This window comes from Microcella alkalica (genome assembly GCF_014595885.1).
Classification (GTDB): Bacteria; Actinomycetota; Actinomycetes; order Actinomycetales; family Microbacteriaceae; genus Microcella; species Microcella alkaliphila_B.
The window spans coordinates 283,829-307,606 of the sequence record NZ_JABUKC010000003.1 but is presented as its reverse complement, the minus strand read 5'-3'; the positions used below and the strand labels follow the sequence as shown (position 1 = coordinate 307,606).

Here is a 23,778-nt window from a genome sequence, read left to right as displayed (position 1 = left end):
GCGCCCGGCGCCTCACCGGGCGCGGCCGGCGGGCGGCGTCTCCGCTAGTGCGCGTCGGCGGCGAGCAGCGCGTGACAGCGCTCGAGCCGGGCGCGCCACCACTGCGCGCGCGGCTCGGGGGCGGCGAGCCTGCGCAGGGCATCCTCGTCGACCTCGACGCGAGCCGTGCCGATGGCCCCCGCGACGGGCGCGACGGGCGCGACCGCGACGTCGTCGGCCAGCAGCGCGCCCGTGCCGAGCCCGCAGTCGAACTCGAGCGTCGGCAGCCGCGCCGCGAGCGCCGCACCCATCGCGAGCCCGACGCTCGTGTCGAGCGCGCTCGACACCACCGCGGGAAGCCCCGCCTCGGCGACGATCGCGAGCGCTCGGTCGATGCCGCCGAGCGGTGCCGCCTTCACCACGAGCACGTCGGCGGCCCCGGCTCGCGCCACCTCGAGCGGGTCGGAGGCGCGGCGCACGCTCTCATCCGCCGCCACCAGCACGTCGATGCGGTGGATGCGCCGCCGCAGCTCCGCCAGCTCGGGCACCGTCGCGCACGGCTGCTCGACGTACTCGAGGTCGAACTGCTCGAGCGCGCGCACCGCGTGCTCGGCCTCGTCGAGGTTCCAGGCGCCGTTGGCGTCGAGCCTGATGCGCCCCTCCGGGCCGATGAGCCGCCGCGTCTCGCGCACCCGCGCGACGTCGTCGGCGAGCGTCTGCCCGCGCTCGCCGACCTTGATCTTCACGGTGCGGCAGCCGTCGTACCGGGCGAGCACCCGCTCGACGCGCTCGACCGGCACCGCCGGCAGGGTCGCATTGACGGGGATGCTCGCGCGCCGCTCGACCGCCCGCGAGTCGCGCCAGCCGAAGTCGAGGGCCGCGGCGAGCCACGTCGCGGCCTCGGCGTCTCCGTACTCGGCGAAGGGGCTGAACTCGCTCCACCCGGCCGGGCCGCGCAGCAGCACGGCCTCGCGCTCGTCGACGCCGCGGAACCGCGTCGTCAGCGGCACCGACACCACGGCGGCGCCGCGCAGCACCTCGTCGAGCGGGGGCAGGGCATCCGGCGCCGTCGTCATGCGCCCAGTCTGCCCCGAGTCGCACGCGTAGGCTGGCCGCATGGCCGAGCCCGCCGCCCCGCACGACCCCGCCGCCCACGTCTCCGAGCTGTTCGACGCCGAGCGCTGGCGCCCCGTCGGGGGCTTCGAGAGCCTCACCGACATCACGTACCACCTCGACACCTCGGGGCGCATCGCGCGCATCGCCTTCGACCGGCCGGAGGTGCGCAACGCCTTCCGCCCGCACACGGTCGACGAGCTCTACCGCGCGCTCGACGACGCCCGGCAGAACCCGCGCGTCGGCGTCGTGCTGCTGACGGGCAACGGGCCGAGCCCCAAGGATGCGGGGTGGGCGTTCTGCTCGGGCGGCGACCAGCGCATCCGGGGCCGCTCCGGGTATCAGTACGCCGAGGGAGACACCGCCGAGACGGTCGACCCTGCGCGGGCGAGCAGGCTGCACATCCTGGAGGTGCAGCGCCTCATCCGCTTCATGCCCAAGGTCGTCATCGCCGTCGTGCCCGGGTGGGCCGCCGGGGGAGGGCACTCGCTGCACGTCGTGTGCGACCTGACGATCGCGAGCCGCGAGCACGCGCGCTTCAAGCAGACCGACGCCGACGTCGGCAGCTTCGACGCCGGCTACGGCAGCGCCTACCTCGCCAAGCAGGTCGGGCAGAAGATCGCGCGCGAGATCTTCTTCCTCGCCCGCGAGTACGACGCCCAACGCGCCTACGAGATGGGCACGGTGAACGCCGTCGTGCCGCACGCCGAGCTCGAGGCGACCGCGCTCGATTGGGCGGAGACGATCCTCACCAAGAGCCCGACGGCGATCCGCATGCTGAAGTTCGCGATGAACCTCACCGACGACGGGCTCGTCGGCCAGCAGGTGTTCGCGGGTGAGGCGACGCGCCTCGCCTACGGCACCGACGAGGCGGTCGAGGGGCGCGACAGCTTCCTCGAGAAGCGCGCGCCCGACTGGTCGCCGTTCCCCTGGCAGTACTGACAGCAGCCCGCGCTACCGTGATCGGGTGACCCGCCCGCTCGCCGTCGTCGACACGAAAGACCCGCTCGCCTGCCTCGATGCGCTGCGCGAGGCGCTCAGCGGCGAGGGCCCCGCGGTGCTGTTCCGCGGCGGCGGCGTGAACCCGGTCGCGACGGCGCCGCTCGAGGTCGAGAAGCGCATCGCCCTCGTCGTCGAGACGAGCGGATCCACCGGCACCCCCAAGCGCGTCGCCCTGAGCGCCGACGCCGTCCTCGCGAGCGCGGCGGCCTCCAACGGCGCGCTCGGCGAGCCGGGCCAGTGGCTGCTCGCGCTGCCCGTGCACTACATCGCCGGCATCAACGTGCTCGCGCGCTCGCTCGCGGCGAGCATCCCCCCGGTGCCCGTCGCGCCCGGCCGCATGGACGCCGCGACGGTTCTCGCCGCGATCGCCCGCATGACCGAGAAGGTTCGCTACACCGCGCTCGTCCCGGCGCAGCTCGGGCGTCTGCTCGACGAGGCCGACACGAACGACGAGCTGCGCGACGCGCTCGCCGGCTTCGCGCGCATCCTCGTCGGCGGCCAGTCGACGCCGGCCGCGCTCGTCGACCGCGCCCGCGCGCACGGCTGGCGCGTGACGCGCACCTACGGCTCGAGCGAGACCTGCGGCGGCGTCGTCTACGACGGCGTGCCGATCGGGCAGGCGCAGGTGCGCATCGTCGACGGCCGTGTCGAGCTCGGCGGCCCGACGATCGCCGAGTACTACCTGGGCGACCCGGAGCGCACGGCCCGCGCCTTCGTCGAGCACGACGAGCACCGCTGGTACCGCACCGACGATGCGGGTGAGCTCGTCGACGGCGTGCTGCGCATCACCGGCCGGCTCGACGACGTCATCGTGACGGGCGGCCTCAAGGTGAGCCTCGGCGAGGTCGAGCGCGTCGTGCGCGAGCAGCCAGGCCTCGCCGACGCCGTCGTCGTGCCGGGCACTCACCCCGAGTGGGGCGAGGTGCCGGTCGTGGTGACGACGGCGCGTCCTGACCTCGCGACGCTGCGGCGCGCGGTGGGCGCGGCGCTCTCGCCCGAGGCCCGCCCCGACCGTGTGATCACGACGGATGCCCTGCCGACGCTCCCCTCGGGCAAGCCCGACCGCCTCGCGATCGCCCGCCTCGCCCGACCCTAGGCTTCGCCGGCCCTAGGATCGGCGTCGTGGCGACGAAGCGACCTGCGACCAAGACCTCTTCCTCGAAGCGCTCCTCGGGCCGGCCCGGAGGGCGGCCGGGCGGCTCGCGCCCCAGCGCCGCACGCTCCGGCAACCCCGCCGCCGCGTCGCGCGCGACGTGGCGCGACTGGCTGGCGGGCGCGCGCCTGCGCACCCTGAGCCTCGCGGTCGCCCCGGTGGCGCTCGGCACGGCGGTCGCGCACGTGAACGGCGGCGTCGACGTGCCGGTGGCGATCCTGTGCCTCGCGGTCGCCGTGTTGCTGCAGGTGGGCGTGAACTTCGCCAACGACTACTCCGACGGCGTGCGGGGCACCGACGCGCTGCGGGTCGGGCCTCGGCGTCTCACCGGCTCGGGTGCGGCGCCGGCGCGCACGGTGCTCACGGTCGCGCTGGTGTTCTTCGGCCTCGGCGCGCTCGCCGGGCTCGCGATCGTCGCGCTGAGCGGGCACTGGTGGCTGCTGCTCGTGGGTGCCGTCGCGATCGCGGCGGCCTGGTTCTACACGGGCGGCCGCCGACCCTACGGCTACACCGGTCTCGGTGAGCTCGTGGCGTTCGTCTTCTTCGGGCTCGTCGCGACGGTCGGCACCACCTTCGTGCAGGTCGACCAGGCGCCGCTCGACGCCGTGCTCGCGGGCGTCATCGCCGGCCTGTTCGCGGCGGCCGTCATGCTCGTCAACAACATCCGCGATCGGGGGCAGGATGCCGTGGCCGGCAAGCGCACGCTGGCCGTGCGGCTGGGCGATCGGGGCGCTCGCATCCTCTTCGCGGTGCTGCTCGTGGCCGCCTACGGCGTGCTGGTGTGGTTCGCCCTGCTGTACGTCAACGCGCCCTACGTGTTCTTCACGCTGCTGGTGAGCGCGCCCGTCGTGCTCATCGTGCTGCTGGCGAAGACCTCGGGCGAACTCGTGCTCGCGCTCAAGCTCACGTCGCTCGCGGCACTGCTCACCGGCCTGGGCCTCGCGGCGGCGATCGCGTTCTAACGCGCCGCGTCCCCCGCCGCCGCATCCTCCGCGGCGGCGTCCTCGGCCGCGGCGTCCGGGTCGGCCACGGGCTTGCGGCGGCGCTCGGCGAGGTCGAGGGCGACGGCGTCGCGCAGCTTCGCGAAGAAGATGTACGACACGGTGAGGGCGATGACTGCGGCCGTGACGGCGGCGATGACGACGGTCGCGAACCCGACGATGCCGATCGATTCCAGCGGCGCCGGCAGCGCGAGGTACAGCACCGCGAAGGCGGCGAGGAAGATGCCGAGGCGCACGAGGCTGTACTTGATCCAGGGGTTCACGGCCCCAGTCTAGGAGCGGCTGTCGGCGGCCCGGCCCGCGAGCAGGAGCCTCTTCGTCGGCTCCCGGTCGGGCTCCAGACGCCCGGCGTACACTCGCCGTATGGCCAGGTTGCTCGTCGTGCTCACCGTGATCGCGGTCGCGTTCACGATCTACACGCTCGTCGACGTCCTGCTCACCGACCGCTCCCGCGTCCGCGGGCTGCAGAAGCCGCTGTGGGCCGTGCTCGTCGTCGTGCTGCCCGTGATCGGCGGCCTGCTCTGGCTGTTCATCGGCAAGGCTCGGCGCTCGTCGCGGCCGAGCCGCGTGATCGCCCCCGACGACGACCCCGACTTCCTCGGCACGCTCAACCGCGACGACGTCGCCCGTCGCGCCGAGCAGGAGGAGCGGCTGCGCCGTCTCGAGCAGGAGCTCGCCGACCTCGACGATGACACCCGCGACGACACCGCCCGCTGAGCCGGTCGTGACCGACGTCGAGTCGCCCGCCCAGCGCGCCGCGACCGCCCTCATCGCGGGGCTCATCGCCCACGGCGTGCGCGACGTGGTGCTGAGCCCCGGCTCCCGCTCGCAGGCCCTCGCGCTCGCCGCCGCTGCGGCGGCTCGCGCCGGCGCGGTCGAGCTGCACGTGCGCGTCGACGAGCGCGTCGCGGGCTTCACCGCGCTCGGCCTCGCCGCCGAGTCCGGCCTGCCGGTGCCCGTCATTTGCACGTCCGGCACCGCGGTCGCGAATCTGCACCCGGCCGTGCTCGAGGCCCACCACTCGGCCGTCGGCATCATCGTGCTCTCGGCTGACCGCCCCGCCGAGCTGCGCGGCATCGGCAGCAACCAGACGACCGTGCAGCCGGGCATCTTCGGCGACCTGGTGCGCGCCGACTGGGATGTCGCGGCTCCCGTCGGCGCCCCGGCCGAGGTCGACGAGGCGCGCGAGCTGGCCGAGCTCGCCGTCCGCGCCGCAACCGAGGGGCCGGTGCACGTGAACCTCGCCTACCGCGAGCCGCTCAGCGGAGCCGTGCAGCTGCCCGCGGCGCTCGCCCCGGTGGAGCATCCGGCCGCCGACGACGACCCGCGCGGCCGCCGCGAGCGCGTCGTGCTCGACCTGGAGCCCGACGACGCGACCGTCGTCATCGCGGGCACGGGCGCCGGCCCGCGGGCGACCGAGCTCGCCGAGCGACTCGGCGCTCCGCTCATCGCCGAGGTCGCGAGCGAGGCGCGCTTCGGCCGGCACGTGGTCGCGGCATACCGCGACGTGCTGCGCGGCCCGCACGGCGACGCCGTCGCGCGGGCGATCGTCGTGGGTCACCCGACGCTGAGCCGCGAGGTGCCGGCGCTGCTGCAGCGCTCCGACGTCGAGGCGATCGTCGTGCGCGACCCCGGGGTCGAGGTCTACGACCCGGGTCGCCGCGCGCGCGTGGTCGACGAGGTGCGCGTGCATGGCACCCCCGACCCCGCGGTGGTGCGGCGCTGGGTGGGCGGCTGGGTGGCGATGTCGCGCGCGGTGCTCGAGTCGCAGGCGCCCGACGACCCCGCGCCCGACGTCGCGGCCTCGCAGTCGGACGAGCCGAGCGTGCGCAGCGCCTTCGCCCGCGCCGAGCTGGCGATCATGCGGGCCCCGATCGATCGACGGATGCTCGTGCGCGCGCTCTGGGCCTCGACCTGGCCGCACGACCGCCTCGTGCTGGGGGCCTCTCGGCTCATCCGCGAGGCCGACCGGCTGGTTCCCGGCAAGCGCATCCCGGTGCACGCCAACCGCGGTCTCGCGGGCATCGACGGCACGATCTCGACGGCCTCGGGCATCGCGCTCGCCGCGCGTCGGGCCGAGCGTCGCGGCGTCGTGCGGGTGCTGCTCGGCGACCTGGCCGCCGTGCACGACGCGGGCGCGCTGCTCGCGCCGCTGCCCGACGATCTCATGCTGCACGTCTTCGTCGGCGACGACGGCGGCGGCACGATCTTCGACTCGCTCGAGGTCGCGGCGACCGCCGACCCCGACGACTTCGCCCGCGTCATGCGCACGCCCGTCGCCGTCGACTTCGCGGCGCTCGCCGCGGCCGGCGGGTGGGCGTACCGGCGCGCGACGACGCGGGCCGAGCTCGACGACGCGCTGACCGCGCGCGAGCGGCTGCTGCTCGTGCACGTGCCGCTCGCGCCGTAGACCCCGGCTGCTCGCCCGATCGGGCCGCTGCCGGCTCGGCGCCGTCGTCACCGGTCGGGAGTCCGCCGACCGCCGGGGGAGCATCCCTCGACACCGCCCACGCCGCCGGGTACCGTCAGCGCATGGACGACCTCCTTCGCGCCCGCCCGCCCGTCTCCCTCGCCGACATCGACACGCGTGCGACTCCCGGCTTCGACGGCGACAAGGTCGCGGGCGAGCAGGCGCTCGCCGCAGGCGCCGACGAGCTGAGCCAGCTGCAGGAGCGCCTCTTCGCCGCGAGCCGCGCCGGCGACGAGCGGCGCATCCTGCTCGTGCTGCAGGCGATGGACACGGCCGGCAAGGGCGGCATCCTGCGCCACGTGGTCGGCGCGGTCGACCCGCAGGGCGTCGCGATCGCCGCCTTCAAGAAGCCGACGCCGGAGGAGCGCGCCGAGCACTTCCTCGCCCGCATCGAGCGGCGCCTGCCCGGCCCCGGCATGATCGGCGTCTTCGACCGTTCGCACTACGAGGACGTGCTCATCGCCCGCGTGCGCGAGCTCGCCCCCGCCGACGAGATCGAGCGGCGCTACGGCGAGATCCGCGACTTCGAGCGCCGCGTCGTCGACTCCGGCACGCGCATCGTCAAGGTCATGCTGCACATCTCGCCCGACGAGCAGAAGCAGCGCCTCCAGGAGCGCCTCGACCGCCCCGACAAGCACTGGAAGTACAACCCCGGCGACGTCGATGAGCGGATGCTCTGGCCGCAGTACATGCAGGCCTACGAGCGCGCCATCGCCGAGACCGACGCCGATCACGCGCCGTGGTTCGTCGTGCCCGCCGACCGCAAGTGGTTCGCGCGCCTCGCGGTGCAGCACCTGCTGCTGAACGAGCTGCGCGCCCTCGACCCGCAGTGGCCCGCCGCCGACTTCGACGTCGAGGCCGAGAAGGTCAGGCTCGCGGCGAGCTAGCGCAGGGCATCCGCGATCGGGCGGAACTTCATGCGCGTCTCGGCGAGCTCCGATTCGGGGTCGCTGTCGGCGACGATGCCGGCGCCGGCGTAGGCGACGAGGGTGCCGTCGGCGTCGACGCGCGCGCAGCGCAGCGCGATGACCCACTCGCCGTCGCCGTCCTGGTCGATCCAGCCGACGGGGCCCGCGTAGCGGCCACGGTCGAAGGGCTCGAGCTCGGCGATGAGCGCGAGCGCGGCATCCGTCGGCGAGCCCGCGACGGCGGCCGTCGGGTGCAGGGCGGCCACGAGGTCGAGGCCGGAGGCGTCCTCCGAGAGCTCGACCTCGACATCGGTCGCCAGGTGCCAGAGGTTGGCGAGCTTGAGGGTGAAGGGCGCGTCGCTCGCCTGCACCGCGCGCGCGTGGGGCCGCAGCGCCCGCAGCACGCTCTGCACGGCGAAGGCGTGCTCGTCGAGATCCTTGGTGCTCGTGGCGAGGGCGGCAGCGGCGGCGGCGTCGTCGGCCGCCGAGGCTCCGCGAGCCCGCGAGCCGGCGAGCACCCGCGCGTGCGCCTCGCGGGCGTGCACGCTCACGAGCGTCTCCGGGCTCGCGCCGAGCAGGCCGTCGACAGCGAAGGTCAGCGTGTCCGGGTACGCCTCGGCGAGCTCGCGCAGCAGCGCCCTCCGGTCCGCATCGGCGGGGATGCTCGCCCGAGCATCGCGCGCCATGACGACCTTCTCGACCTCGCCGGCGGTGATGCGCGCGACCGCCTCGCGCACGAGCGCGACGTACTCCTCGCGGGTGAGCGAGTTCGCCGCGAGGGTCGCCCGCGGGCGCGCCCCGACCGCGGAGCGCTCGGGCAGCGTCAGCTCGAGGTCGCTCGCCCCGTCGTCGGGCCCGATGCGCGTCACCCAGCTCACCGGCCCGCGTCGACCGACCACGAGCTCGGGCACGACGAGCACGCTCGCCTCCGCCGAGGCGTCGTCGAAGGCGAACGCGCCGAACGCCACGAGGCCGGAGCCCGGCTCGTGCACGGCGTCGTCGACGCGCGCGGCGGCGGCGAGCTCGCGCCAGGCCGCCGCGGCGCGACCGAGCCGGTCGCGGCCGGTGAACTCGAGCCGCGCGACCTGCCCGAGCCCGACGATGCCGTCGCCGCGGCGCAGCGCGACGAGGGGCTGCGCGGAGGCGGCGTACTCGAGCAGCGCGCCCGCGTCGTCGACGGGCTCGGAGACCGCTCGCAGGGCGACTCCCGGCGAGGCGGGGCTGGGCACGTGGTCAGCGTACCGCCGGGTGACCGTGCGCGAGCCGGAGCGGTGATCCGCCCAGCCCGCTCGCGGACAACGTGCAGTGAGCACTCACTAGACTGGCCCGTGTGACGAGGGCCGATCTGAACAAGAAGTCGCGTGACGTCGCGGCCATGTTCGACGGGGTCGCGCGCGGCTACGACCGCACGAACGCCGTGCTCTCGGTCGGCAACGCGGCGCTGTGGCGCATCCAGACGGTGAAGGCGATCGACCCGCAGGCGGGCGAGCGCATCCTCGACATCGCCGCCGGCACGGGCACCTCCTCGGCGGCGATCGCCCGCTCCGGCGCTCGCGTCATCGCCTTCGATTTCTCGGCCGGCATGATCGAGGAGGGGCGCAAGCGCCACCCCGAGCTCGAGTTCGTGCAGGGCGACGCTCAGAAGCTGCCCTTCGGCGACGACGAGTTCGACGCCGTCACGATCAGCTTCGGCCTGCGCAACGTGGAGGATCCACGACTGGCTCTGAGCGAGATGTACCGGGTGCTGAAGCCGGGCGGCCGCCTTGTGGTGTGCGAGTTCTCGCGCCCTCCGATCGGCGTGCTGCGCGCGGCGTACTTCACCTACCTGCAGAAGGTGATGCCGGTCATCGCCGGCGCCGCGAGCACCAACCCCGACGCCTACCGCTACCTGTTCGAGTCGATCGCCGACTGGCCCGAGCAGGCGGTGCTGAGCCAGTGGCTGCGCGCCGCGGGCTTCACGCGCGTCGCCTACCGCAACCTTTCGGCGGGCATCGTCGCCCTGCACCGCGGTCGCAAGCCGCTCGATGCGGCGATCCGGGCATCCGTGGCCAAGAAGCGCGTCGCGCGTCGACGCCCCTCCTCGTCGGCCGCGGCCGAGTGACCCTCTGACAGATCGGCTGACCGTGACCTGGAGCACCCCGCTCGCTCGCCGCAGCAAGACGCTCAGCGCCTCGCTCGGGCTCGGTGAGAAGCTCTTCGCCTCGAGCGAGGAGCGCCGCTTCGCCGACGCGATCGAGTCGGGACTCGAGACGGTCGAGGCGGGCCTGCTGAAAGAGGTGGCGTTCGCCGACGACATGGCGGATGTCACGTCCCGCTACCTGCTCGAGGCGGGCGGCAAGCGCATCCGACCGGTGCTCACGCTGCTGACCGCGCAGCTCGGCGAGGGCGCGACGCCCGCCGTGATCACCGCGGCGCAGGCGGTCGAGATCACCCACCTGGCCTCGCTGTACCACGACGACGTGATGGACGAAGCGGAGCTGCGGCGCGGCGTGCCGACGGCGCAGCACGTGTGGGGCAACTCGGTCGCCATCCTCACCGGCGACCTGCTGTTCGCTCGCGCCTCGAAGCTTGTCGCGAGCCTCGGCGAGGGCGCCATCAAGCTGCAGGCCGACACCTTCGAGCGCCTGTGCCTGGGCCAGCTGCACGAGACGATCGGCCCGCGCTCCGGCGACGACCCGATCGAGCACTACCTGCAGGTGCTCGCCGACAAGACCGGCTCGCTCATCGCGGCAGCCGCGCAGATGGGCGTCATCTTCTCGAACGCCCCGGAGGAGTTCGAGGCGCCCGTCGTCGCCTTCGGCGAGAAGATCGGCGTCGCCTTCCAGCTCATCGACGACGTCATCGACCTCGCTGAGGCCGACGCCGAGACCGGCAAGACCCAGGGCACCGACCTGCGCAGCGGTGTCGCGACACTGCCGCTGCTGTTCCTGCGCCGGGCGGCGCTGACGGATGCTGCTTCGGCCGAGCTGCTCGCCCGCATCGAGCGCAACGTCGACGACCTGGAGGGTCCCGACGGCGAGGGCTCCTCGCTCGAGCAGCGCGCCGCCGACGAGGCCGAGCTCGCCGCCGCGATCGCCGAGCTGCGCGCCCACCCGGTGACGGCCCAGACCCTCGACGAGGCCCGCCGCTGGGCCGATGACGCCGTCGCGGCGCTCGCGCCGCTGCCCGACGGGCCGGTGAAGAAGGCCCTGACGAAGTTCGCCGAGGCCGTCGTCGACCGTAGCCGGTAGATCGCACCCTCCCGCCCCTCCCCGCACGCATCCCGCTGACACGAACGGAAGCACCCGCATGACCAAGCTGAGGCTCGCCATCGTCGGAGCCGGCCCGGCCGGCATCTACGCCGCCGACATCCTGCTGAAGCACGAGCGCTCGTTCGAGGTGTCGATCGACCTCTTCGACCAGCTGCCGGCGCCGTACGGGCTCGTGCGGTACGGCGTCGCGCCCGACCACCCGCGCATCAAGGGCATCATCAACGCACTGCGCGAGGTGCTCGACTCCGGCGACATCCGCATCTTCGGCAACGTGCGCTACGGCACCGACATCACGCTCGACGATCTGAAGCGGCACTACAACGCCGTGATCTTCGCGACCGGGGCGGTGCGCGATGCCGCGCTGAACATCCCCGGTATCGATCTGGAGGGCTCGTACGGCGCGGCCGACTTCGTCAGCTGGTACGACGGCCACCCCGATGTGCCGCGCGAGTGGCCGCTAACGGCGCAGTCGGTCGCGGTCATCGGCAACGGCAACGTGGCGCTCGACGTCGCGCGGGTGCTCGCGAAGCACCCGGAGGATCTGCTGCCGACGGAGATCCCCGACAACGTCTACGAGGGCCTGAAGGCCTCGCCCGTGACCGACGTGCACGTGTTCGGCCGCCGCGGCCCGATGCAGGTGAAGTTCACGCCGCTGGAGCTGCGCGAGCTCGGCGAGCTGCGCGACGTCGACATGATCGTGCACGACGAAGATTTCGACTACGACGACGCCGCGCGCGCCGCGATCTCGTCGAACAAGCAGCTGTTCGTCATCGACAAGGTCTTCTCGCAGTGGCGCGAGCGCGAGGTCGGCCAGGCGTCGCGCCGGCTGCACCTGCACTTCTACGCCAAGCCCGTCGAGGTGCTCGGGGAGGACGGCCGCGTGGTCGGCTTCCGGTACGAGCGCACGCGCTCCGACGGCGCCGGCGGCGTCGTGGGCACGGGCGAGTTCCGCGAGGTGCCGGTGCAGGCCGTGTACCGCGCGGTGGGCTACTTCGGCTCGCCGCTCGACGGCATCCCGTTCGACGAGCGCCACGGCGTGATCCCGAACCACGAGGGCCGCGTGCTCGGCGACGACAACGCGGTCGTGCCCGGCGTCTACGCGACCGGCTGGATCAAGCGCGGCCCGGTCGGCCTCATCGGCCACACGAAGAGCGACGCGATGGAGACGATCCAGCACGTGCTCAACGGCCAGTCCGGCTGGTGGAGCCCTGCCGAGCCCGATGAGCAGGCCGTCGTCGACCTGCTCGACAGCCGCGGCGTGCTGTACACGAACCTCGACGGCTGGCACCGCCTCGACCAGCACGAGCAGGAGCTCGGAGCCGCGCGCGGCCGCGCCCGCATCAAGGTCGTGCCGCGCGACGAGATGGTGCGCATCTCGCGCGACTAGGTGCGGCGCCCCGCAGCTCAGCTGGCGAGGGCGGCCTGGCGCGGCGCGCTCAGACGGCGCGGTCCTCCGTCACCGCCCACGACAGGCGCACGAGCTCGCGCAGCACGTCGAGGTCGATCGCGTCGAGGCGCGTCACGTACACGCAGTCGACGGCGGCGCTGTGCGGCCCCAGCCGTTCGAGCAGGGGAGCGGCGTCGGGGTGCGACTGCAGCCCGTAGAGCGACAGCCGCGCCTTCCGGGGTGAGAACGCCGCGCGCGGCCACACTCCCGAGTGCCCGCTCGCGTAGGTGTAGGCGTACTGCCCGAATCCGATCATCGACGGCCCCCACATGACGGCGGGGGCGCCGGTCGCCTCGGTGAACAGCTCCACCAGTCGCGCGCCCTCCGCGCTGCGGCGCGCGTCGAGGCCGGCGAGGAACGCCTCCACCGGGACGTCGGTCGGCATCGTCTTCTGGCTCATGCGGTCACGCTACGCCCGAGCGGCGAGCGGCGCGACGCCTCAGAGCTCGCGCGTGTAGTACACGCTGAGCGGGTCGAGCCGGTACGACCCGAAGGGCGCGCACACCTCGAACCCGTGCCGCTCGTACAGGCGCCGCGCGGGGGCGAAGTGCGGCTCCGCTCCCGTCTCGAGGCTGACGCGGCGCAGGCCGCGGGCTCGCGCCTCCGCGAGCACGTGCTCGAGCATCCGCGCCCCGAAGCCGCGGCCGCGCGCGGCAGCCGTGGTCCGCATCGACTTCAGCTCGCCCTCCCCCTCCGACAGCGGCGTCAGGGCGGCGCAGGCGAGCACCTCCTCGCCCTCCCAGAGAGTCCACACGGTCACGCCCGGCGCGCGCAGGCCGTCGAGGTCGAGCGCGTGCACGCTGCACGGCGGCGACGTCGCGCGCATCTCGGCGAGGTGCTCGTCGAGCAGGGCGAGCACCGCGGGTCTCGTGAGGTCGTCGACCTCGATGCGCACGTCCATGCCCTACTGCACCGTCGCGGTGACGCGCGCGAGATCGTCGAAGGTGCGCATGTGGGCGGGCCGGTTCATCCAGGCCTCGAGGGTCAGCTCGGTCGAGTTGTCGCGGTACGACTGCTCGACCTCCCGCAGTCGCCGAATGATGGATGCTCCGCGCACCATCACCGACACCTCCAGATTGAGGCTGAACGAGCGCATGTCCATGTTGCTCGACCCGATGACGGCGACCTGGTCGTCGATCGTGAAGTGCTTGGCGTGCAGCACCGTGGGCGAGCGGTACAACCAGATGCGCACGCCGGCGCGCAGCAGCTCCTCGTAGTACGAGCGCTGCGCGTGGAAGACGAGCGTCTGGTCGCCGATCTCGGAGACGAAGAGCTGCACGTCGAGCCCGCTCTGCGCCGCCGTGGTGATGGCGTAGAGCATCGACTCGTCGGGCACGAAGTAGGGCGAGCAGATCTGGATCTGCTCCTGCGCGGCGTACAGCAGCGAGTTGAACAGGCGCAGGTTGTTCTCGCCCTCGAAGGCGGGGCCGCTCGGCACGACCTGCGCGTCGAGCCCCTGCTCGGGGTCGACGTCGGGCTGCACGATGCTCTCGCGCAGCAGCAGCTCGTCGGTCTCGGCGTACCAGTCGGTCGCGAACAGCGCCTCGATGCCCGCCGCGATGGGCCCGTCGAAGCGCACGACGAGCTCCTTCCAGGCCAGACGGTCGCCGTTGCGGCGGGGCTTGCGGTGGTACCCGCGGTCGACCATGTTCTGCGAGCCGGTGAACGCGGTCGTGCCGTCGATGATGACGAACTTGCGGTGGTTGCGCAGATCGGGGCGCTGCCACTGGCCGCGCCACGGCCTGATCGGCAGCATGGCCCGGAAGTCGACGCCCATCTGCTGCAGGCGCCGCTTCGTGCGCCGATAGCCGGGCACGCGCACCGAGGCGACGTGGTCGTAGAGCACGCGCACCGTCAGGCCGCGCTGCACGGCATCCTCGAGCGCGTCGAAGAAGTCCGCCGTCGCCTCGTCGAGGGAGAGGATGTAGAACTCGACGTGCACGATGCGGGTCGCCGACCGCACCGCCTGCGTCATCGCCGCGATCGACTCGGCGTAGTCGGTGTAGAGCTCGGCGGTGTTGCCGCCGACGAGCGGCATCGCGCCGAGCGTGCGGTTGAGCTCGACGATCGGCTCGAGCCACGGCGGCCACGGCGGATCCTTCCGCACACGGTCCATGCCCGTCGTCGTCTCGAGGATGTACTGGTTGATCTCGGTCTGCTTCTCGCGTCGCCGCTTCGGTAGCCAGCGCGAGCCGAGCAGCAGGAACAGCAAGAACCCCAGAATCGGCACGACGTAGATGAGCAGCAGCCAGGCGAGCGCCGTCTGCGGGCGACGATTGCGCGGCACGACGAACAGGGCGGTGATCGAGAACGCCACCTGGGCGATCACGGCGGCGACGCCGACGATGAACACGACCCACGCGCTGGCGGTGTCGAGCTGAATCGTCGTCATGGGCGGAGTCTAGTGACGCCGCCCCAGCGCCCCGCGATCTAGCGGAAGTTCACGAACTGCAGCGCGACGTCGAGATCCTTGCCCTTGAGCAGCGCCATCGTCGCCTGCAGGTCGTCGCGGCTCTTCGACTGCACGCGCAGCTCGTCGCCCTGGATCTGCGCCTTGACGCTCTTGGGCCCCTCGTCGCGGATGATCTTCGAGATCTTCTTCGCGTCGTCGCTGGAGATGCCGTTCTTGAGCTTCACCTCGATGCGGAACTCCTTGCCGCTCGCGTACGGCTCGCCCGTGTCGAGGCTGCGCAGGCTGATGCCGCGCTTGATCATCTTCGACTCGAGCACCTCGAGCACGGCCTTCACGCGCTCCTCGGCGCTGGCCTTGAGCAGCAGCTTCTCGCCGCTCCACTCGATCGAGGCGCCGACGCCCTTGAAGTCGTAGCGCTGCGCCACTTCCTTCTGGGCCTGGTTGACGGCGTTGTCCGCCTCCATCTTGTCGACCTTGCTGACGATGTCGAACGAGGAATCAGCCATGCCCGCCATCGTACCGGCGGGGCGGATGCCCGGCCTCAGCCGTTCGCGTCGCGCTCGCCGCGCGGCCGCGCCGTCGAGCTGCGCACCACGAGGTCGAACGGCAGCTGCAGGTTCTGCGGCTCGTCGTCGCCGCTCGGCCCCTCGAGCTCGCGCATGAGCAGCTCGACGGCCCGCTCTCCCTGCTGCTCCGGATGCTGCGCCACGGTCGTGAGTCCGAAGAACGGTGCCAGCTCGTGGTCGTCGATGCCGACGATCGACAGATCGCGCGGCACGTCGAGGCCCATGTCGCGCGCGGCGAGCATCGCGCCGATCGCCATCTCGTCGCTCGCGACGACGATCGCGGTGGGCCGCAGCCGAGGGTCGCCGAGCATCTGCTTGGCGGCGGCGTACCCGCTCTCGAGGGTGAAGACGGCCGGGAAGTACAGCTCGGGCCGCACCTCGACGCCCGCGTGGCGCAGCGCGGCCTCCCAGCCCTGGCGGCGGTTCGAGGGCATGTGGAACGACATCTCGGCATCGACGTCGCCGCCGATGTGGCCGATGACGGTGTGCCCGAGCGAGAGCAGGTGCTCGGTCGCGAGCCGCGTGACGCCGACGTCGTCGATCGACAGGGTCGTGACGCCCGGGATGGGGCCGCCGACGCCGACGAGCGGCTTGCCCAGCGCGTGCAGCGAGTCGACCTCGACGGCCGACAGCTCCAGGCTCACGGCGATCACTGCATCCACCCGCTGGCGCAGCAGGAAGGTGTCGAACACGGTCTCGCGCTCGTTCGCGTCGCCGGAGAGGTTGTAGAGGGTGAGGTCGTAGCCGTGCTGCATGAGGCGGCGCTGCGCGCCCTCGAGCACGGAGGTGTAGAACCAGCTCTTGAGGAACGGCACGACGACGCCGATGTTGCGCATGCGCCCCGTCGCGAGGCTCGAGGCGCTCGCCGAAACCACGTAGCCGAGCTCGCTCGCGGCGGCCTCGACCTTCGCGCGGGTGGCAGCCGCGACGTGCCCGCGGCCGCTGAGCGCGCGCGAGACCGTCGCGGTCGACACGCCCGCGAGCCGGGCGACGTCGTCGATGCCCACCATGGTCGCCTCGTCTCGTCGGTAGTCGCGACGATAGCGGACGCGCGGCGCCGTCGTTGCAACCGCTTGCCATGGCGTGGTCACGCGCGCTCGTCGGAGCTTGTATCCTTGATCCGCGCGAGCGGCCCTGCCGCGCGTGCGACGGCGAGTTACCCAAGCGGCCAAAGGGATCTGACTGTAAATCAGCCGGCGTAGCCTTCGGGGGTTCGAATCCCTCACTCGCCACCACGATCGAAAGATTGACGGATGCGGCCCCGCTCACGCGGGGCCGTTCTCGTCTCCCGGCTCCCGCCCGTCGCGCGCGCCTCGCCGCGCCCACCCTGCCCTGCGAGAATCGCCGCATGGCCACCACCGACGCGCTCGCCGATGACCTCCTCCAGCTCGCGATCGACGTCGCCCGTGAGGCGGGCGAGCTCGTCGTGACCGCGCGGCGCTCGGGGGTGGAGGTCGCCGACCGCAAGTCGTCGCCCGTCGACGTCGTAACGCAAGTCGACCGCGACAGCGAGGCGCTGATCCGCGCGCGGCTGCTCGCGGCGCGTCCGCTCGATGGCTTCCTGGGCGAGGAGGGTGGGCGCGGCGCGAGCGAGAGCGGCCTCACCTGGGTCGTCGACCCGATCGACGGCACGGTCAACTTCCTCTACGGCATCCCTCATTACGCGGTCAGCATCGCGGTCGTCGAGGGCGAGCCCGACCCGCAGACCTGGAGCGCGGTCGCGGGCGTCGTGCTGAACCCGGCGACAGGCGAGCTGTTCACGGCCCGTCGGGGCGGGGGCGCGCTCCTCGACGGGCGGCCGATCCGGGTGGCCGAGCCGGTGCCGCTGCCGGAGGCGCTCATCGGCACGGGCTTCGCCTACTCGGCGGCGACGCGAGCAGAGCAGGGCGCCGCGATGGCCCACCTGCTGCCGCGCATCCGCGACATCAGACGCATGGGCACCGCGTCGCTCGATCTGTGCGCGGTCGCCTCGGGGCGCACCAACGGGTACTTCGAGCGCACCCTGAGCGCGTGGGATCACGCGGCCGGAGCCCTCATCGCTCGGGAGGCAGGCGCGATCGTGAAGGGCGCCGGCGAGCGGCAGCCCGACCGCGACTTCCTGCTCGCCGCGCACCCCGGCCTCGCCCCCGAGCTGGAGCGGCTGGTGATCGAGGCGGGCGCCTGACCGCGCGTCCGGTATCGTCGTCGCGGCCCCCGTTCGGGGGTGAATCCGATTCCGGGAGTGGACTGGAGGATTCACCGTCCGGCGGTTAGGCTTTACCAATCCGTGATAATCGGCTCCCGATCGTCACGGATGAACCCGTTCCAGAGCGGATGCTCGGATCCCCGTTGTGCTCGAGGTCGCACCTCGACCGGGGTTCCGTGCGGCCGCTCGACGACAGCGAAGGTTTCTCCACGCGTGACTGACGAGCTCCATCCGATGGCCGGGCGGCCCTCCGAGGCCCCCTCGAGCATCACCGGAAGTCTCGAGTCCCTCGGCTTCAGCGACCGTGAGGCTCCCTCGACTGAGGCGATCGTGCTGCCCGCGGCGCAGGTCGCCGCGACCAGCCGACGGGCGCTTCGCGAGGCCGAGCGGGCCGCCGCCGCACCGACGCGACGCTCGCAGCGCGCGTCGGCCAAGCCGGCTCGATCGGCCAAGCCCGCTCGCGCCGCGAGGGCAGCGCGCCCCACGATGCGCCACGGCTCGCACCCCTCGCGGGTCCCCATGCTGCGCCGCGTCGCCCGTCGCGCCCTGCCGCCGACCGTGATGCTCGCGGTCGCCGGTCTGCTCATCGGCACGACCGTGCCGGCCAACGCGCTCTTCCGCCCCGGCGAGGTGGCCGAGGCCACGGGCCTCACCTCGCTCGCGACGGTCGCCTCCGCCGCGAAGACGACCGAGCCGGCGCAGGTGCTCGAGATGAGCGCCGCCGCCACGACGGCCGCCGCTCCCGCCGCGACGCGCGACGACTGGACGGTCACCTCGTACGCCGAGATCCTGCGCGCCAAGTACGGCAACCGCGACTTCACCTACACGACCACTGGCACCGGTGCGGTGCGCTGGCCGTTCCCCTTCGCGACGACCATCAGCTCCGGCTACGGCGACCGCGTCGCCCCCTGCCGCGGCTGCTCGAGCTACCACCGCGGCACCGACTTCACCCCGGGCTACGGCACGCCCATCCAGGCGGTCGCCGACGGCGTCGTGTCGGATCTGCAGGAGGGCTGGTCGTACGGCACGCACGTGTTCATCGACCACGTCATCAACGGCCAGAAGGTCACGACCCTCTACGCGCACATGGAGACCGGCAGCTCGCCGCTCGTGCCGGGCCAGGAGGTCAAGGCGGGCGACTTCGTCGGACTCGTCGGCAACACGGGCGCCTCGACCGGCCCGCACCTGCACCTCGAGGTGCGACTCGACGGCGTGCCCGTCGACCCCTTCGCCTGGCTCACGCAGAACGCGAGCTAGCGGCGGCCGCGCCCCGCGCGGCACGAGACGAACGAGAAGGGCCCCGGATCGCTCCGGGGCCCTTCTGCGTCTCAGCGGACGACCCTCAGGCGATCCACACGGTGGTGTCGGTCGGCAGGGCGCGGCCCGAGATGTCGGCGCTCGCCAGCACGACGTCGCCCGCGGGCAGCTCGACGGGCGTCTGGCCGAGGTTGGCGATGACGGTCACCTGCCCGTTGCGGTACGCGACGACCTCGTCGCCGTAGCCCGAGAGCCACTCGACCGAGCCGAGCCCGAGCTCGTGCTGCGACCGCAGCTGGAGCGCGGAGCGGTACAGCTCGAGCGTCGAGCCCTCCACGCCCTCCTGGCGATCGCGCGCGTAGGCGCGGAACGTCTCGGGCTGCGGCAGCCAGCTCGCGCCGGAGTCGTTGAAGCCGAACGCCGGGGCGTCGGCCTCCCACGGGATCGGCACGCGGCATCCGTCGCGGCCGTAGGCCTCGCCGCCCGTGCGGTGGAAGGTCGGGTCTTCGCGAACGTGGTCGTCGAGCTCGATGACCTCGGGCAGGCCGAGCTCCTCGCCCTGGTAGAGGTAGGCGCTGCCGGGCAGGCTCAGCATGAGCGCGGTCGCGGCGCGCGCGCGGCGCAGGCCGAGCGCGGCGTCGGGCTTGTCGGGCGAGTTCGGGCCGATGCCCGCGTTCGGGCCCGCCGTGTGCTCGGGCAGGCCGTAGCGGCTCGCGTGGCGCACGACGTCGTGGTTGGAGAGCACCCAGGTGCTCGGCGCGCCCACGCCCGTGAAGGCGTCGATCGACTCGTCGATCACCGCGCGCAGCTTGGCGGCGTTCCACGGAGTGCTGAGGTAGCTGAAGTTGAAGGCCTGGTGCATCTCATCCGAGCGCACCCAGAGTGCGGCCTTCGACAGCGGCTCGACCCAGGCTTCGGCGCACAGCACGCGGTCGCCCTCGTACTGCGCGAGCACCTGGTGCCAGTCGCGGTAGACCTCGTGCACGGCCGGCTGCGCCCAGTAGGGCACGTCCTCCGGCGACATGAGCGCGTCGGCGATGTTGTCGGAGCCGGCGGCGTCGGCGATGTCGGGCAGCCCCTCTTTCTTCATGAGGCCGTGCGCGACGTCGACACGGAAGCCGTCGACCCCGCGGTCGAGCCAGAAGCGCAGGATGCGACGGAACTCCTCCCAGACGACCGGGTTCTTCCAGTTGAAGTCGGGCTGCGAGCTGTCGAAGATGTGCAGGTACCACTGACCGGGCTCGCCGTTCGCCTCGGTCACGCGCGTCCAGGCGGCGCCGCCGAACACGGAGGGCCAGTTGTTGGGCGGCAGCTCGCCGTGCTCGCCCTTGCCGTCGCGGAACATGTAGCGGTCGCGCTCGGGCGAGCCGGGGCCCGCCGCGAGGGCCTCCTGGAACCAGGGGTGCTCGCTCGAGGAGTGGTTCGGCACGAGGTCGACGATGACCCGGAGCCCCAGCTCGTGCGCGCGATCGCGGAGGGCGTCGAAGTCGGCGAGGGTGCCGAAGATCGGGTCGACGTCGCAGTAGTCGGCCACGTCGTAGCCGGCATCCTTCTGCGGCGAACGGAAGAACGGCGAGAGCCAGACCGCGTCGACACCGAGCGCGGCGAGCGAGCCCAGTCGCTCGGTGATGCCGGCGAGGTCGCCGATGCCGTCACCCGAGGCGTCGGCGAACGAGCGGGGATAGATCTGGTAGATGACGGCGGAGCGCCACCATTCCGAACCCGGTGTGGATGCTTCGCGAGCGCTCGCGAGTGTGGTGGTAGGGGTGGTGTCGGTAGACATGAACAGCACCCTACGCCAGTTCGTCTGATATGGAAGCGTTTGCACTTAAGCCTGGCGCCAGCTGTGCGATTTCCGAACGGATCGCGCGGAACGGGGGAGTTGTGGGGAACGCGAACGCCTGCTCTAATGGAAGCGCTTGCAGATGCAGGCACATCAAGAGAATGGCCTCTTGGGCGAGGTGACCGCTTCCGCAGCGAGCACCGGCAGCGCGTCCGGCGACGAGGCCGTCCGCACAGGAAAGGGTGAACACCGATGAAGGTGACCTCACGCAGCTTCACGATCACGGGGGCGCTGGCTCTGACGGCCGTCGTCCTCGCAGGGTGCGCCGCACCCGCCGGCGAGAACGGTGGCGGCTCGGAGGAGCCCCAGTTCGAGGGCTCGCTGACCGTCTGGGTCGACGCCGACCGCGCGGGAGTGCTCGAGGACGTCGCCGCGGACTTCGAGGAGGAGCGCGGCGTCTCGGTCGAGCTCGTCACGAAGGACTTCGGCGCGATCCGCGACGACTTCATCACGCAGGCCCCCACGGGCAACGGCCCCGACATCATCGTCGGCGCCCACGACTGGCTCGGCAAGCTGGTGCAGAACGGCGTCGTCGCGCCGCTCGAGCTCGGCGACAAGGCCAGCGAGTTCCAGGAGGTCGCCGTGACCGCCATGAGCTACGAGGGTCAGACCTACGGCCTGCCCTACTCGGTGGAGAACATCGCGCTGCTGCGCAACACCGACATTGCTCCCGAGGCCCCCGCGACCTTCGACGACCTCATCGCCGCCGGCCAGGCCGCCGTCGCCGAGGGCGCCGCCGAGTACCCCTTCCTCGTGGGACTCGACCCGGCCGCCGCCGACCCCTACCACCTGTACCCGCTGCAGGCCTCGTTCGGCGCCCCGGTCTTCGAGATCACCGCTGACGGCACCTACGACCCGACCACGCTCGCGCTCGGCAACGAGGGCGGCGAGGCCTTCGCGGTCAAGCTGCGCGAGTGGGGCCAGGCCGGCATCCTCAACACGAACATCTCGGGCGACATCGCCCGCGAGGAGTTCGTCGCCGGCAAGTCGGGCTACTTCCTGACCGGTCCGTGGAACCTGCCCGCCATCAAGGAGGCCGGCATCAACTACGCGATCGACCCGATCCCCTCGGCCGGTGGCGAGACCGCCACGCCGTTCGTGGGCGTGCAGGGCTTCTACATCTCGAGCGAGAGCGAGAACCAGCTCGCCGCCAACGAGTTCCTCGTGAACTACATCGGCACCGAGGAAGTGCAGACCGCGCTCTACGAGGTCGGCGGCCGCGCTCCCGCGCTGCTGAGCGCCTTCGAGGCCGCGCAGTCCGACGCCGACGTCGCCGCCTTCGGTGCGGTCGGCGCCGAGGGCGTGCCCATGCCCAACGTGCCCGCGATGGACGTCGTGTGGAGCGACTGGGGCTCGACCGAGGTCGCGATCATCAACGGCCAGGGCGACCCGGTCGAGCTGTGGCGCGCGATGGTCGCGAGCATCCAGGGCAAGATCACGGGCTGATCACCCCGCACTGAACACGGCGTGCCGGGAGCCCTCGCCCCTCGCTCCTGCGAGGGCTAGGCTCCCGGCACGACCGTGAGGGCCAACGACGACCACTCGGAGAACCATGAGCACGACGACCCCCGGCGCCGCGGCGCCCGAGACCGCCCCGCCCGTCGACCCGCCGGCGCCCCGCCCACGGACGTCGGGCGGCAGCGCACGGCGCTCGCGCGGGCAGAGCCTGCGCGGCCTGCTCATCAAGATCGTGCTGCTCGGCATCGTCGACGCGATCGCGCTCTTCGCGATGTTCGTGCTCGTCATGCAGGAGTCGTGGCTCGTCTTCGGCATCGCGGCCGTCGTGACGGTCGTCATCAATCTCATCTACCTGCGCCCGGGCTGGCTGCCGGCCAAGTACCTCGCGCCCGGCGTGTTCTTCCTGGCGCTCTTCCAGATCTTCGTCGTCGGCTACAGCGGCTACATCGCCTTCACCAACTACGGCGACGGCCACAACTCCACGAAGGAGGACGCGATCGAGTCGATCATCGCGAACTCCCTCACGCGCGTTCCCGACTCGCCGACGTACCGTCTGACGGTCGTCGAGCAGCTGGGCACCTACGGCTTCCTCGTCACCGACCCCGACGGCGAGACGCTGCTCGGCACGCCCGACCAGCCGCTCGACGAGGTCGACGCGGAGGAGGACAGCACGGGCAAGGCCGTCGGCGTCGCCGGCTGGAACAGCCTCGCGTTCGGCGACCTGCTCGCCAACCAGTCGCTCATCGCCGACCTCAGCGTGCCCCTCAGCGACGACCCGAACGACGGCGCGCTGCGCACGCCCGACGGCTCGAACGCCTACGTCTACACCTCCGACCTGGTCTACGACGAGGCCTCCGACACCTTCACCGACACCACCGGCGGCACGGTGTACCGCGACGGCGGCGAGGGCGCCTTCGTCAGCGACGCCGGCCAGGAGCTCCAACCCGGCTGGAAGATCGACGTCGGCTTCGACAACTTCGTGCGCGCCTTCACGAACGAGGACATTCGAGGCCCGCTGCTGAGCGTGACGGTCTGGACCTTCGCCTTCGCGATCCTGTCGGTCGCGTCGACCTTCGCCCTCGGTCTGTTCCTCGCGATCGTGTTCAACGCCCCCCACATGCGCGGCAAGAAGATCTACCGCGTCATCATGGTGCTGCCGTACGCCTTCCCCGGCTTCCTCTCCGCGCTCGTCTTCCTCGGGCTCTTCAACCAGCAGTTCGGGTTCTTCAACCAGGTGCTGCTGGGCGGGGCGAGCATCCCGTGGCTGACCGATCCGTGGCTGGCGAAGTTCAGCATCCTCTTCGTCAACCTGTGGCTTGGCTTCCCGTACATGTTCCTGATCTGCACGGGCGCGCTGCAGTCGATCCCTGAGGAGCTCGCCGAGGCGGCGACCGTCGACGGCGCGCGGCCCTGGGCGGTGTTCCGCCTCATCAAGTTCCCGCTGCTGCTGGTGTCGGTCGCGCCGCTGCTGATCTCGAGCTTCGCGTTCAACTTCAACAACTTCAACCTCATTTACATGCTCACCGGCGGCGGCCCACGCGACGTCACGGCGGGCGTCGACGCGGGCGCGACCGACATCCTCATCACGCTCGTGTACAAGGTCGCCTTCGGCGAGGGCACCGGTCGCGACTACGGCCTCGCGAGCGCCTTCGCGATCCTCATCTTCCTGATCGTCGCCACGATCTCGATCGTCTCCTTCCGCAAGACGAAGGCCCTCGAGGAGCTGAACTGA

Annotated in this window: 22 protein-coding genes and 1 tRNA gene; 14 read left to right on the top strand and 9 right to left on the bottom strand. The window is 72.3% G+C overall.

Annotation, left to right across the window (positions count from 1 at the left end; all coding sequences use genetic code 11):
- Positions 1-44: 44 nt before the first annotated feature.
- Positions 45-1,055 carry an o-succinylbenzoate synthase gene (locus tag ID804_RS09195; protein WP_169079244.1) on the bottom strand — a complete coding sequence of 337 codons (1,011 nt, stop codon included), beginning with the start codon at positions 1,053-1,055 and terminating at the stop codon, positions 45-47.
- Between the two features lie 40 nt (positions 1,056-1,095).
- Here ID804_RS09195 and ID804_RS09190 point away from each other — a divergent pair, with 40 nt between their 5' ends.
- From ID804_RS09190 to ID804_RS09180, 3 genes are read left to right on the top strand one after another with little or no spacing between them, the layout of a single operon-like run.
- On the top strand, positions 1,096-2,034 hold the full coding sequence (locus ID804_RS09190) for a 1,4-dihydroxy-2-naphthoyl-CoA synthase (protein WP_169079246.1): 939 nt from the start codon (positions 1,096-1,098) through the stop codon (positions 2,032-2,034).
- A gap of 25 nt (positions 2,035-2,059) precedes the next feature.
- On the top strand, positions 2,060-3,190 hold the full coding sequence (locus ID804_RS09185) for an AMP-binding protein (protein ID WP_169079248.1): 1,131 nt from the start codon (positions 2,060-2,062) through the stop codon (positions 3,188-3,190).
- A gap of 26 nt (positions 3,191-3,216) precedes the next feature.
- Positions 3,217-4,209: a 1,4-dihydroxy-2-naphthoate polyprenyltransferase gene (locus ID804_RS09180; RefSeq protein ID WP_169079250.1), complete on the top strand. Its 993-nt coding sequence runs from the start codon at positions 3,217-3,219 to the stop codon at positions 4,207-4,209.
- Here the strand turns inward: ID804_RS09180 and ID804_RS09175 are convergent.
- A complete protein-coding gene (locus ID804_RS09175) occupies positions 4,206-4,511 on the bottom strand; it encodes a DUF4229 domain-containing protein (RefSeq protein ID WP_169079252.1) in 306 nt (101 codons plus the stop codon). The genes ID804_RS09180 and ID804_RS09175 overlap by 4 nt on opposite strands.
- Before the next feature lie 100 nt (positions 4,512-4,611).
- On the opposite strand from ID804_RS09175, the gene ID804_RS09170 reads away from it, so the two are divergent.
- The 3 genes from ID804_RS09170 to ID804_RS09160 all read left to right on the top strand — a co-directional run bounded on the left by ID804_RS09170 (position 4,612) and on the right by ID804_RS09160 (position 7,605).
- Positions 4,612-4,965, top strand: coding sequence for a PLD nuclease N-terminal domain-containing protein (locus ID804_RS09170; protein WP_169079254.1), 354 nt, complete (start codon positions 4,612-4,614; stop codon positions 4,963-4,965).
- Between the two features lie 7 nt (positions 4,966-4,972).
- Positions 4,973-6,658: a 2-succinyl-5-enolpyruvyl-6-hydroxy-3-cyclohexene-1-carboxylic-acid synthase gene (menD, locus tag ID804_RS09165; RefSeq protein WP_317451244.1), complete on the top strand. Its 1,686-nt coding sequence runs from the start codon at positions 4,973-4,975 to the stop codon at positions 6,656-6,658.
- 122 nt (positions 6,659-6,780) lie between these two features.
- Positions 6,781-7,605 carry a PPK2 family polyphosphate kinase gene (locus ID804_RS09160; RefSeq protein WP_169079258.1) on the top strand — a complete coding sequence of 275 codons (825 nt, stop codon included), beginning with the start codon at positions 6,781-6,783 and terminating at the stop codon, positions 7,603-7,605.
- Here the strand turns inward: ID804_RS09160 and ID804_RS09155 are convergent.
- On the bottom strand, positions 7,602-8,855 hold the full coding sequence (locus tag ID804_RS09155) for an isochorismate synthase (RefSeq protein ID WP_317451243.1): 1,254 nt from the start codon (positions 8,853-8,855) through the stop codon (positions 7,602-7,604). The genes ID804_RS09160 and ID804_RS09155 overlap by 4 nt on opposite strands.
- A 146-nt stretch (positions 8,856-9,001) precedes the next feature.
- Between ID804_RS09155 and ID804_RS09150 the strand changes: the two genes are divergently transcribed.
- From ID804_RS09150 to ID804_RS09140, 3 genes are read left to right on the top strand one after another with little or no spacing between them, the layout of a single operon-like run.
- Positions 9,002-9,727, top strand: a complete 726-nt coding sequence (locus ID804_RS09150; RefSeq protein ID WP_211161189.1) for a class I SAM-dependent methyltransferase — start codon at positions 9,002-9,004, stop codon at positions 9,725-9,727.
- Positions 9,728-9,749: 22 nt separating this feature from the next.
- Positions 9,750-10,856 carry a polyprenyl synthetase family protein gene (locus ID804_RS09145; RefSeq protein ID WP_317451242.1) on the top strand — a complete coding sequence of 369 codons (1,107 nt, stop codon included), beginning with the start codon at positions 9,750-9,752 and terminating at the stop codon, positions 10,854-10,856.
- Positions 10,857-10,914: 58 nt separating this feature from the next.
- Complete coding sequence (locus ID804_RS09140; RefSeq protein ID WP_169079264.1) at positions 10,915-12,264, top strand: FAD-dependent oxidoreductase; 1,350 nt, start codon at positions 10,915-10,917, stop codon at positions 12,262-12,264.
- A gap of 49 nt (positions 12,265-12,313) precedes the next feature.
- On the opposite strand, the gene ID804_RS09135 is transcribed toward ID804_RS09140, so the two are convergent.
- The 5 genes from ID804_RS09135 to ID804_RS09115 are packed head-to-tail and all read right to left on the bottom strand — an operon-like array spanning position 12,314 to position 16,313.
- Complete coding sequence (locus tag ID804_RS09135; RefSeq protein ID WP_169079266.1) at positions 12,314-12,724, bottom strand: DUF1801 domain-containing protein; 411 nt, start codon at positions 12,722-12,724, stop codon at positions 12,314-12,316.
- A gap of 39 nt (positions 12,725-12,763) precedes the next feature.
- Positions 12,764-13,225: a GNAT family N-acetyltransferase gene (locus ID804_RS09130; RefSeq protein ID WP_169079268.1), complete on the bottom strand. Its 462-nt coding sequence runs from the start codon at positions 13,223-13,225 to the stop codon at positions 12,764-12,766.
- Positions 13,226-13,228: 3 nt separating this feature from the next.
- Positions 13,229-14,716, bottom strand: a complete 1,488-nt coding sequence (gene cls / locus ID804_RS09125; RefSeq protein ID WP_169079270.1) for a cardiolipin synthase — start codon at positions 14,714-14,716, stop codon at positions 13,229-13,231.
- Between the two features lie 38 nt (positions 14,717-14,754).
- Entirely contained in the window at positions 14,755-15,243 is a 489-nt protein-coding gene (locus tag ID804_RS09120) for a YajQ family cyclic di-GMP-binding protein (protein WP_169079272.1), read from the bottom strand.
- A 35-nt stretch (positions 15,244-15,278) separates the two neighbouring features.
- Entirely contained in the window at positions 15,279-16,313 is a 1,035-nt protein-coding gene (locus ID804_RS09115; protein WP_169079274.1) for a LacI family DNA-binding transcriptional regulator, read from the bottom strand.
- Positions 16,314-16,453: 140 nt separating this feature from the next.
- Between ID804_RS09115 and ID804_RS09110 the strand changes: the two genes are divergently transcribed.
- The 3 genes from ID804_RS09110 to ID804_RS12430 all read left to right on the top strand — a co-directional run bounded on the left by ID804_RS09110 (position 16,454) and on the right by ID804_RS12430 (position 18,745).
- Positions 16,454-16,538 (top strand) — tRNA-Tyr (locus ID804_RS09110).
- A gap of 113 nt (positions 16,539-16,651) precedes the next feature.
- On the top strand, positions 16,652-17,467 hold the full coding sequence (locus ID804_RS09105; RefSeq protein ID WP_169079276.1) for an inositol monophosphatase family protein: 816 nt from the start codon (positions 16,652-16,654) through the stop codon (positions 17,465-17,467).
- 234 nt (positions 17,468-17,701) lie between these two features.
- Complete coding sequence (locus ID804_RS12430) at positions 17,702-18,745, top strand: M23 family metallopeptidase (protein WP_169079278.1); 1,044 nt, start codon at positions 17,702-17,704, stop codon at positions 18,743-18,745.
- A gap of 85 nt (positions 18,746-18,830) precedes the next feature.
- On the opposite strand, the gene ID804_RS09095 is transcribed toward ID804_RS12430, so the two are convergent.
- Positions 18,831-20,528, bottom strand: coding sequence for a glycoside hydrolase family 13 protein (locus tag ID804_RS09095; protein WP_169079280.1), 1,698 nt, complete (start codon positions 20,526-20,528; stop codon positions 18,831-18,833).
- 252 nt (positions 20,529-20,780) lie between these two features.
- On the opposite strand from ID804_RS09095, the gene ID804_RS09090 reads away from it, so the two are divergent.
- Both ID804_RS09090 and ID804_RS09085 read left to right on the top strand, forming a co-directional pair.
- Positions 20,781-22,034, top strand: a complete 1,254-nt coding sequence (locus tag ID804_RS09090) for a sugar ABC transporter substrate-binding protein (protein ID WP_169079282.1) — start codon at positions 20,781-20,783, stop codon at positions 22,032-22,034.
- A gap of 106 nt (positions 22,035-22,140) precedes the next feature.
- Positions 22,141-23,778 carry an ABC transporter permease subunit gene (locus tag ID804_RS09085; protein ID WP_169079284.1) on the top strand — a complete coding sequence of 546 codons (1,638 nt, stop codon included), beginning with the start codon at positions 22,141-22,143 and terminating at the stop codon, positions 23,776-23,778.

What these genes read in the sequence shown, in the direction of transcription:
- ID804_RS09085 (WP_169079284.1), top strand. Translation starts at nt 22,141, where the DNA reads ATGAGCACGACGACCCCCGGCGCCGCGGCGCCCGAGACCGCCCCGCCC.
- ID804_RS09090 (WP_169079282.1), top strand. Translation starts at nt 20,781, where the DNA reads ATGAAGGTGACCTCACGCAGCTTCACGATCACGGGGGCGCTGGCTCTG.
- ID804_RS09190 (WP_169079246.1), top strand. Translation starts at nt 1,096, where the DNA reads ATGGCCGAGCCCGCCGCCCCGCACGACCCCGCCGCCCACGTCTCCGAG.
- ID804_RS09095 (WP_169079280.1), bottom strand. Translation starts at nt 20,528, where the DNA reads ATGTCTACCGACACCACCCCTACCACCACACTCGCGAGCGCTCGCGAA.
- ID804_RS09120 (WP_169079272.1), bottom strand. Translation starts at nt 15,243, where the DNA reads ATGGCTGATTCCTCGTTCGACATCGTCAGCAAGGTCGACAAGATGGAG.
- ID804_RS09140 (WP_169079264.1), top strand. Translation starts at nt 10,915, where the DNA reads ATGACCAAGCTGAGGCTCGCCATCGTCGGAGCCGGCCCGGCCGGCATC.
- ID804_RS09150 (WP_211161189.1), top strand. Translation starts at nt 9,002, where the DNA reads ATGTTCGACGGGGTCGCGCGCGGCTACGACCGCACGAACGCCGTGCTC.
- ID804_RS09135 (WP_169079266.1), bottom strand. Translation starts at nt 12,724, where the DNA reads ATGAGCCAGAAGACGATGCCGACCGACGTCCCGGTGGAGGCGTTCCTC.
- cls (WP_169079270.1), bottom strand. Translation starts at nt 14,716, where the DNA reads ATGACGACGATTCAGCTCGACACCGCCAGCGCGTGGGTCGTGTTCATC.
- ID804_RS09160 (WP_169079258.1), top strand. Translation starts at nt 6,781, where the DNA reads ATGGACGACCTCCTTCGCGCCCGCCCGCCCGTCTCCCTCGCCGACATC.
- ID804_RS09105 (WP_169079276.1), top strand. Translation starts at nt 16,652, where the DNA reads ATGGCCACCACCGACGCGCTCGCCGATGACCTCCTCCAGCTCGCGATC.
- ID804_RS09130 (WP_169079268.1), bottom strand. Translation starts at nt 13,225, where the DNA reads ATGGACGTGCGCATCGAGGTCGACGACCTCACGAGACCCGCGGTGCTC.
- ID804_RS09170 (WP_169079254.1), top strand. Translation starts at nt 4,612, where the DNA reads ATGGCCAGGTTGCTCGTCGTGCTCACCGTGATCGCGGTCGCGTTCACG.
- ID804_RS09195 (WP_169079244.1), bottom strand. Translation starts at nt 1,055, where the DNA reads ATGACGACGGCGCCGGATGCCCTGCCCCCGCTCGACGAGGTGCTGCGC.
- ID804_RS09115 (WP_169079274.1), bottom strand. Translation starts at nt 16,313, where the DNA reads ATGGTGGGCATCGACGACGTCGCCCGGCTCGCGGGCGTGTCGACCGCG.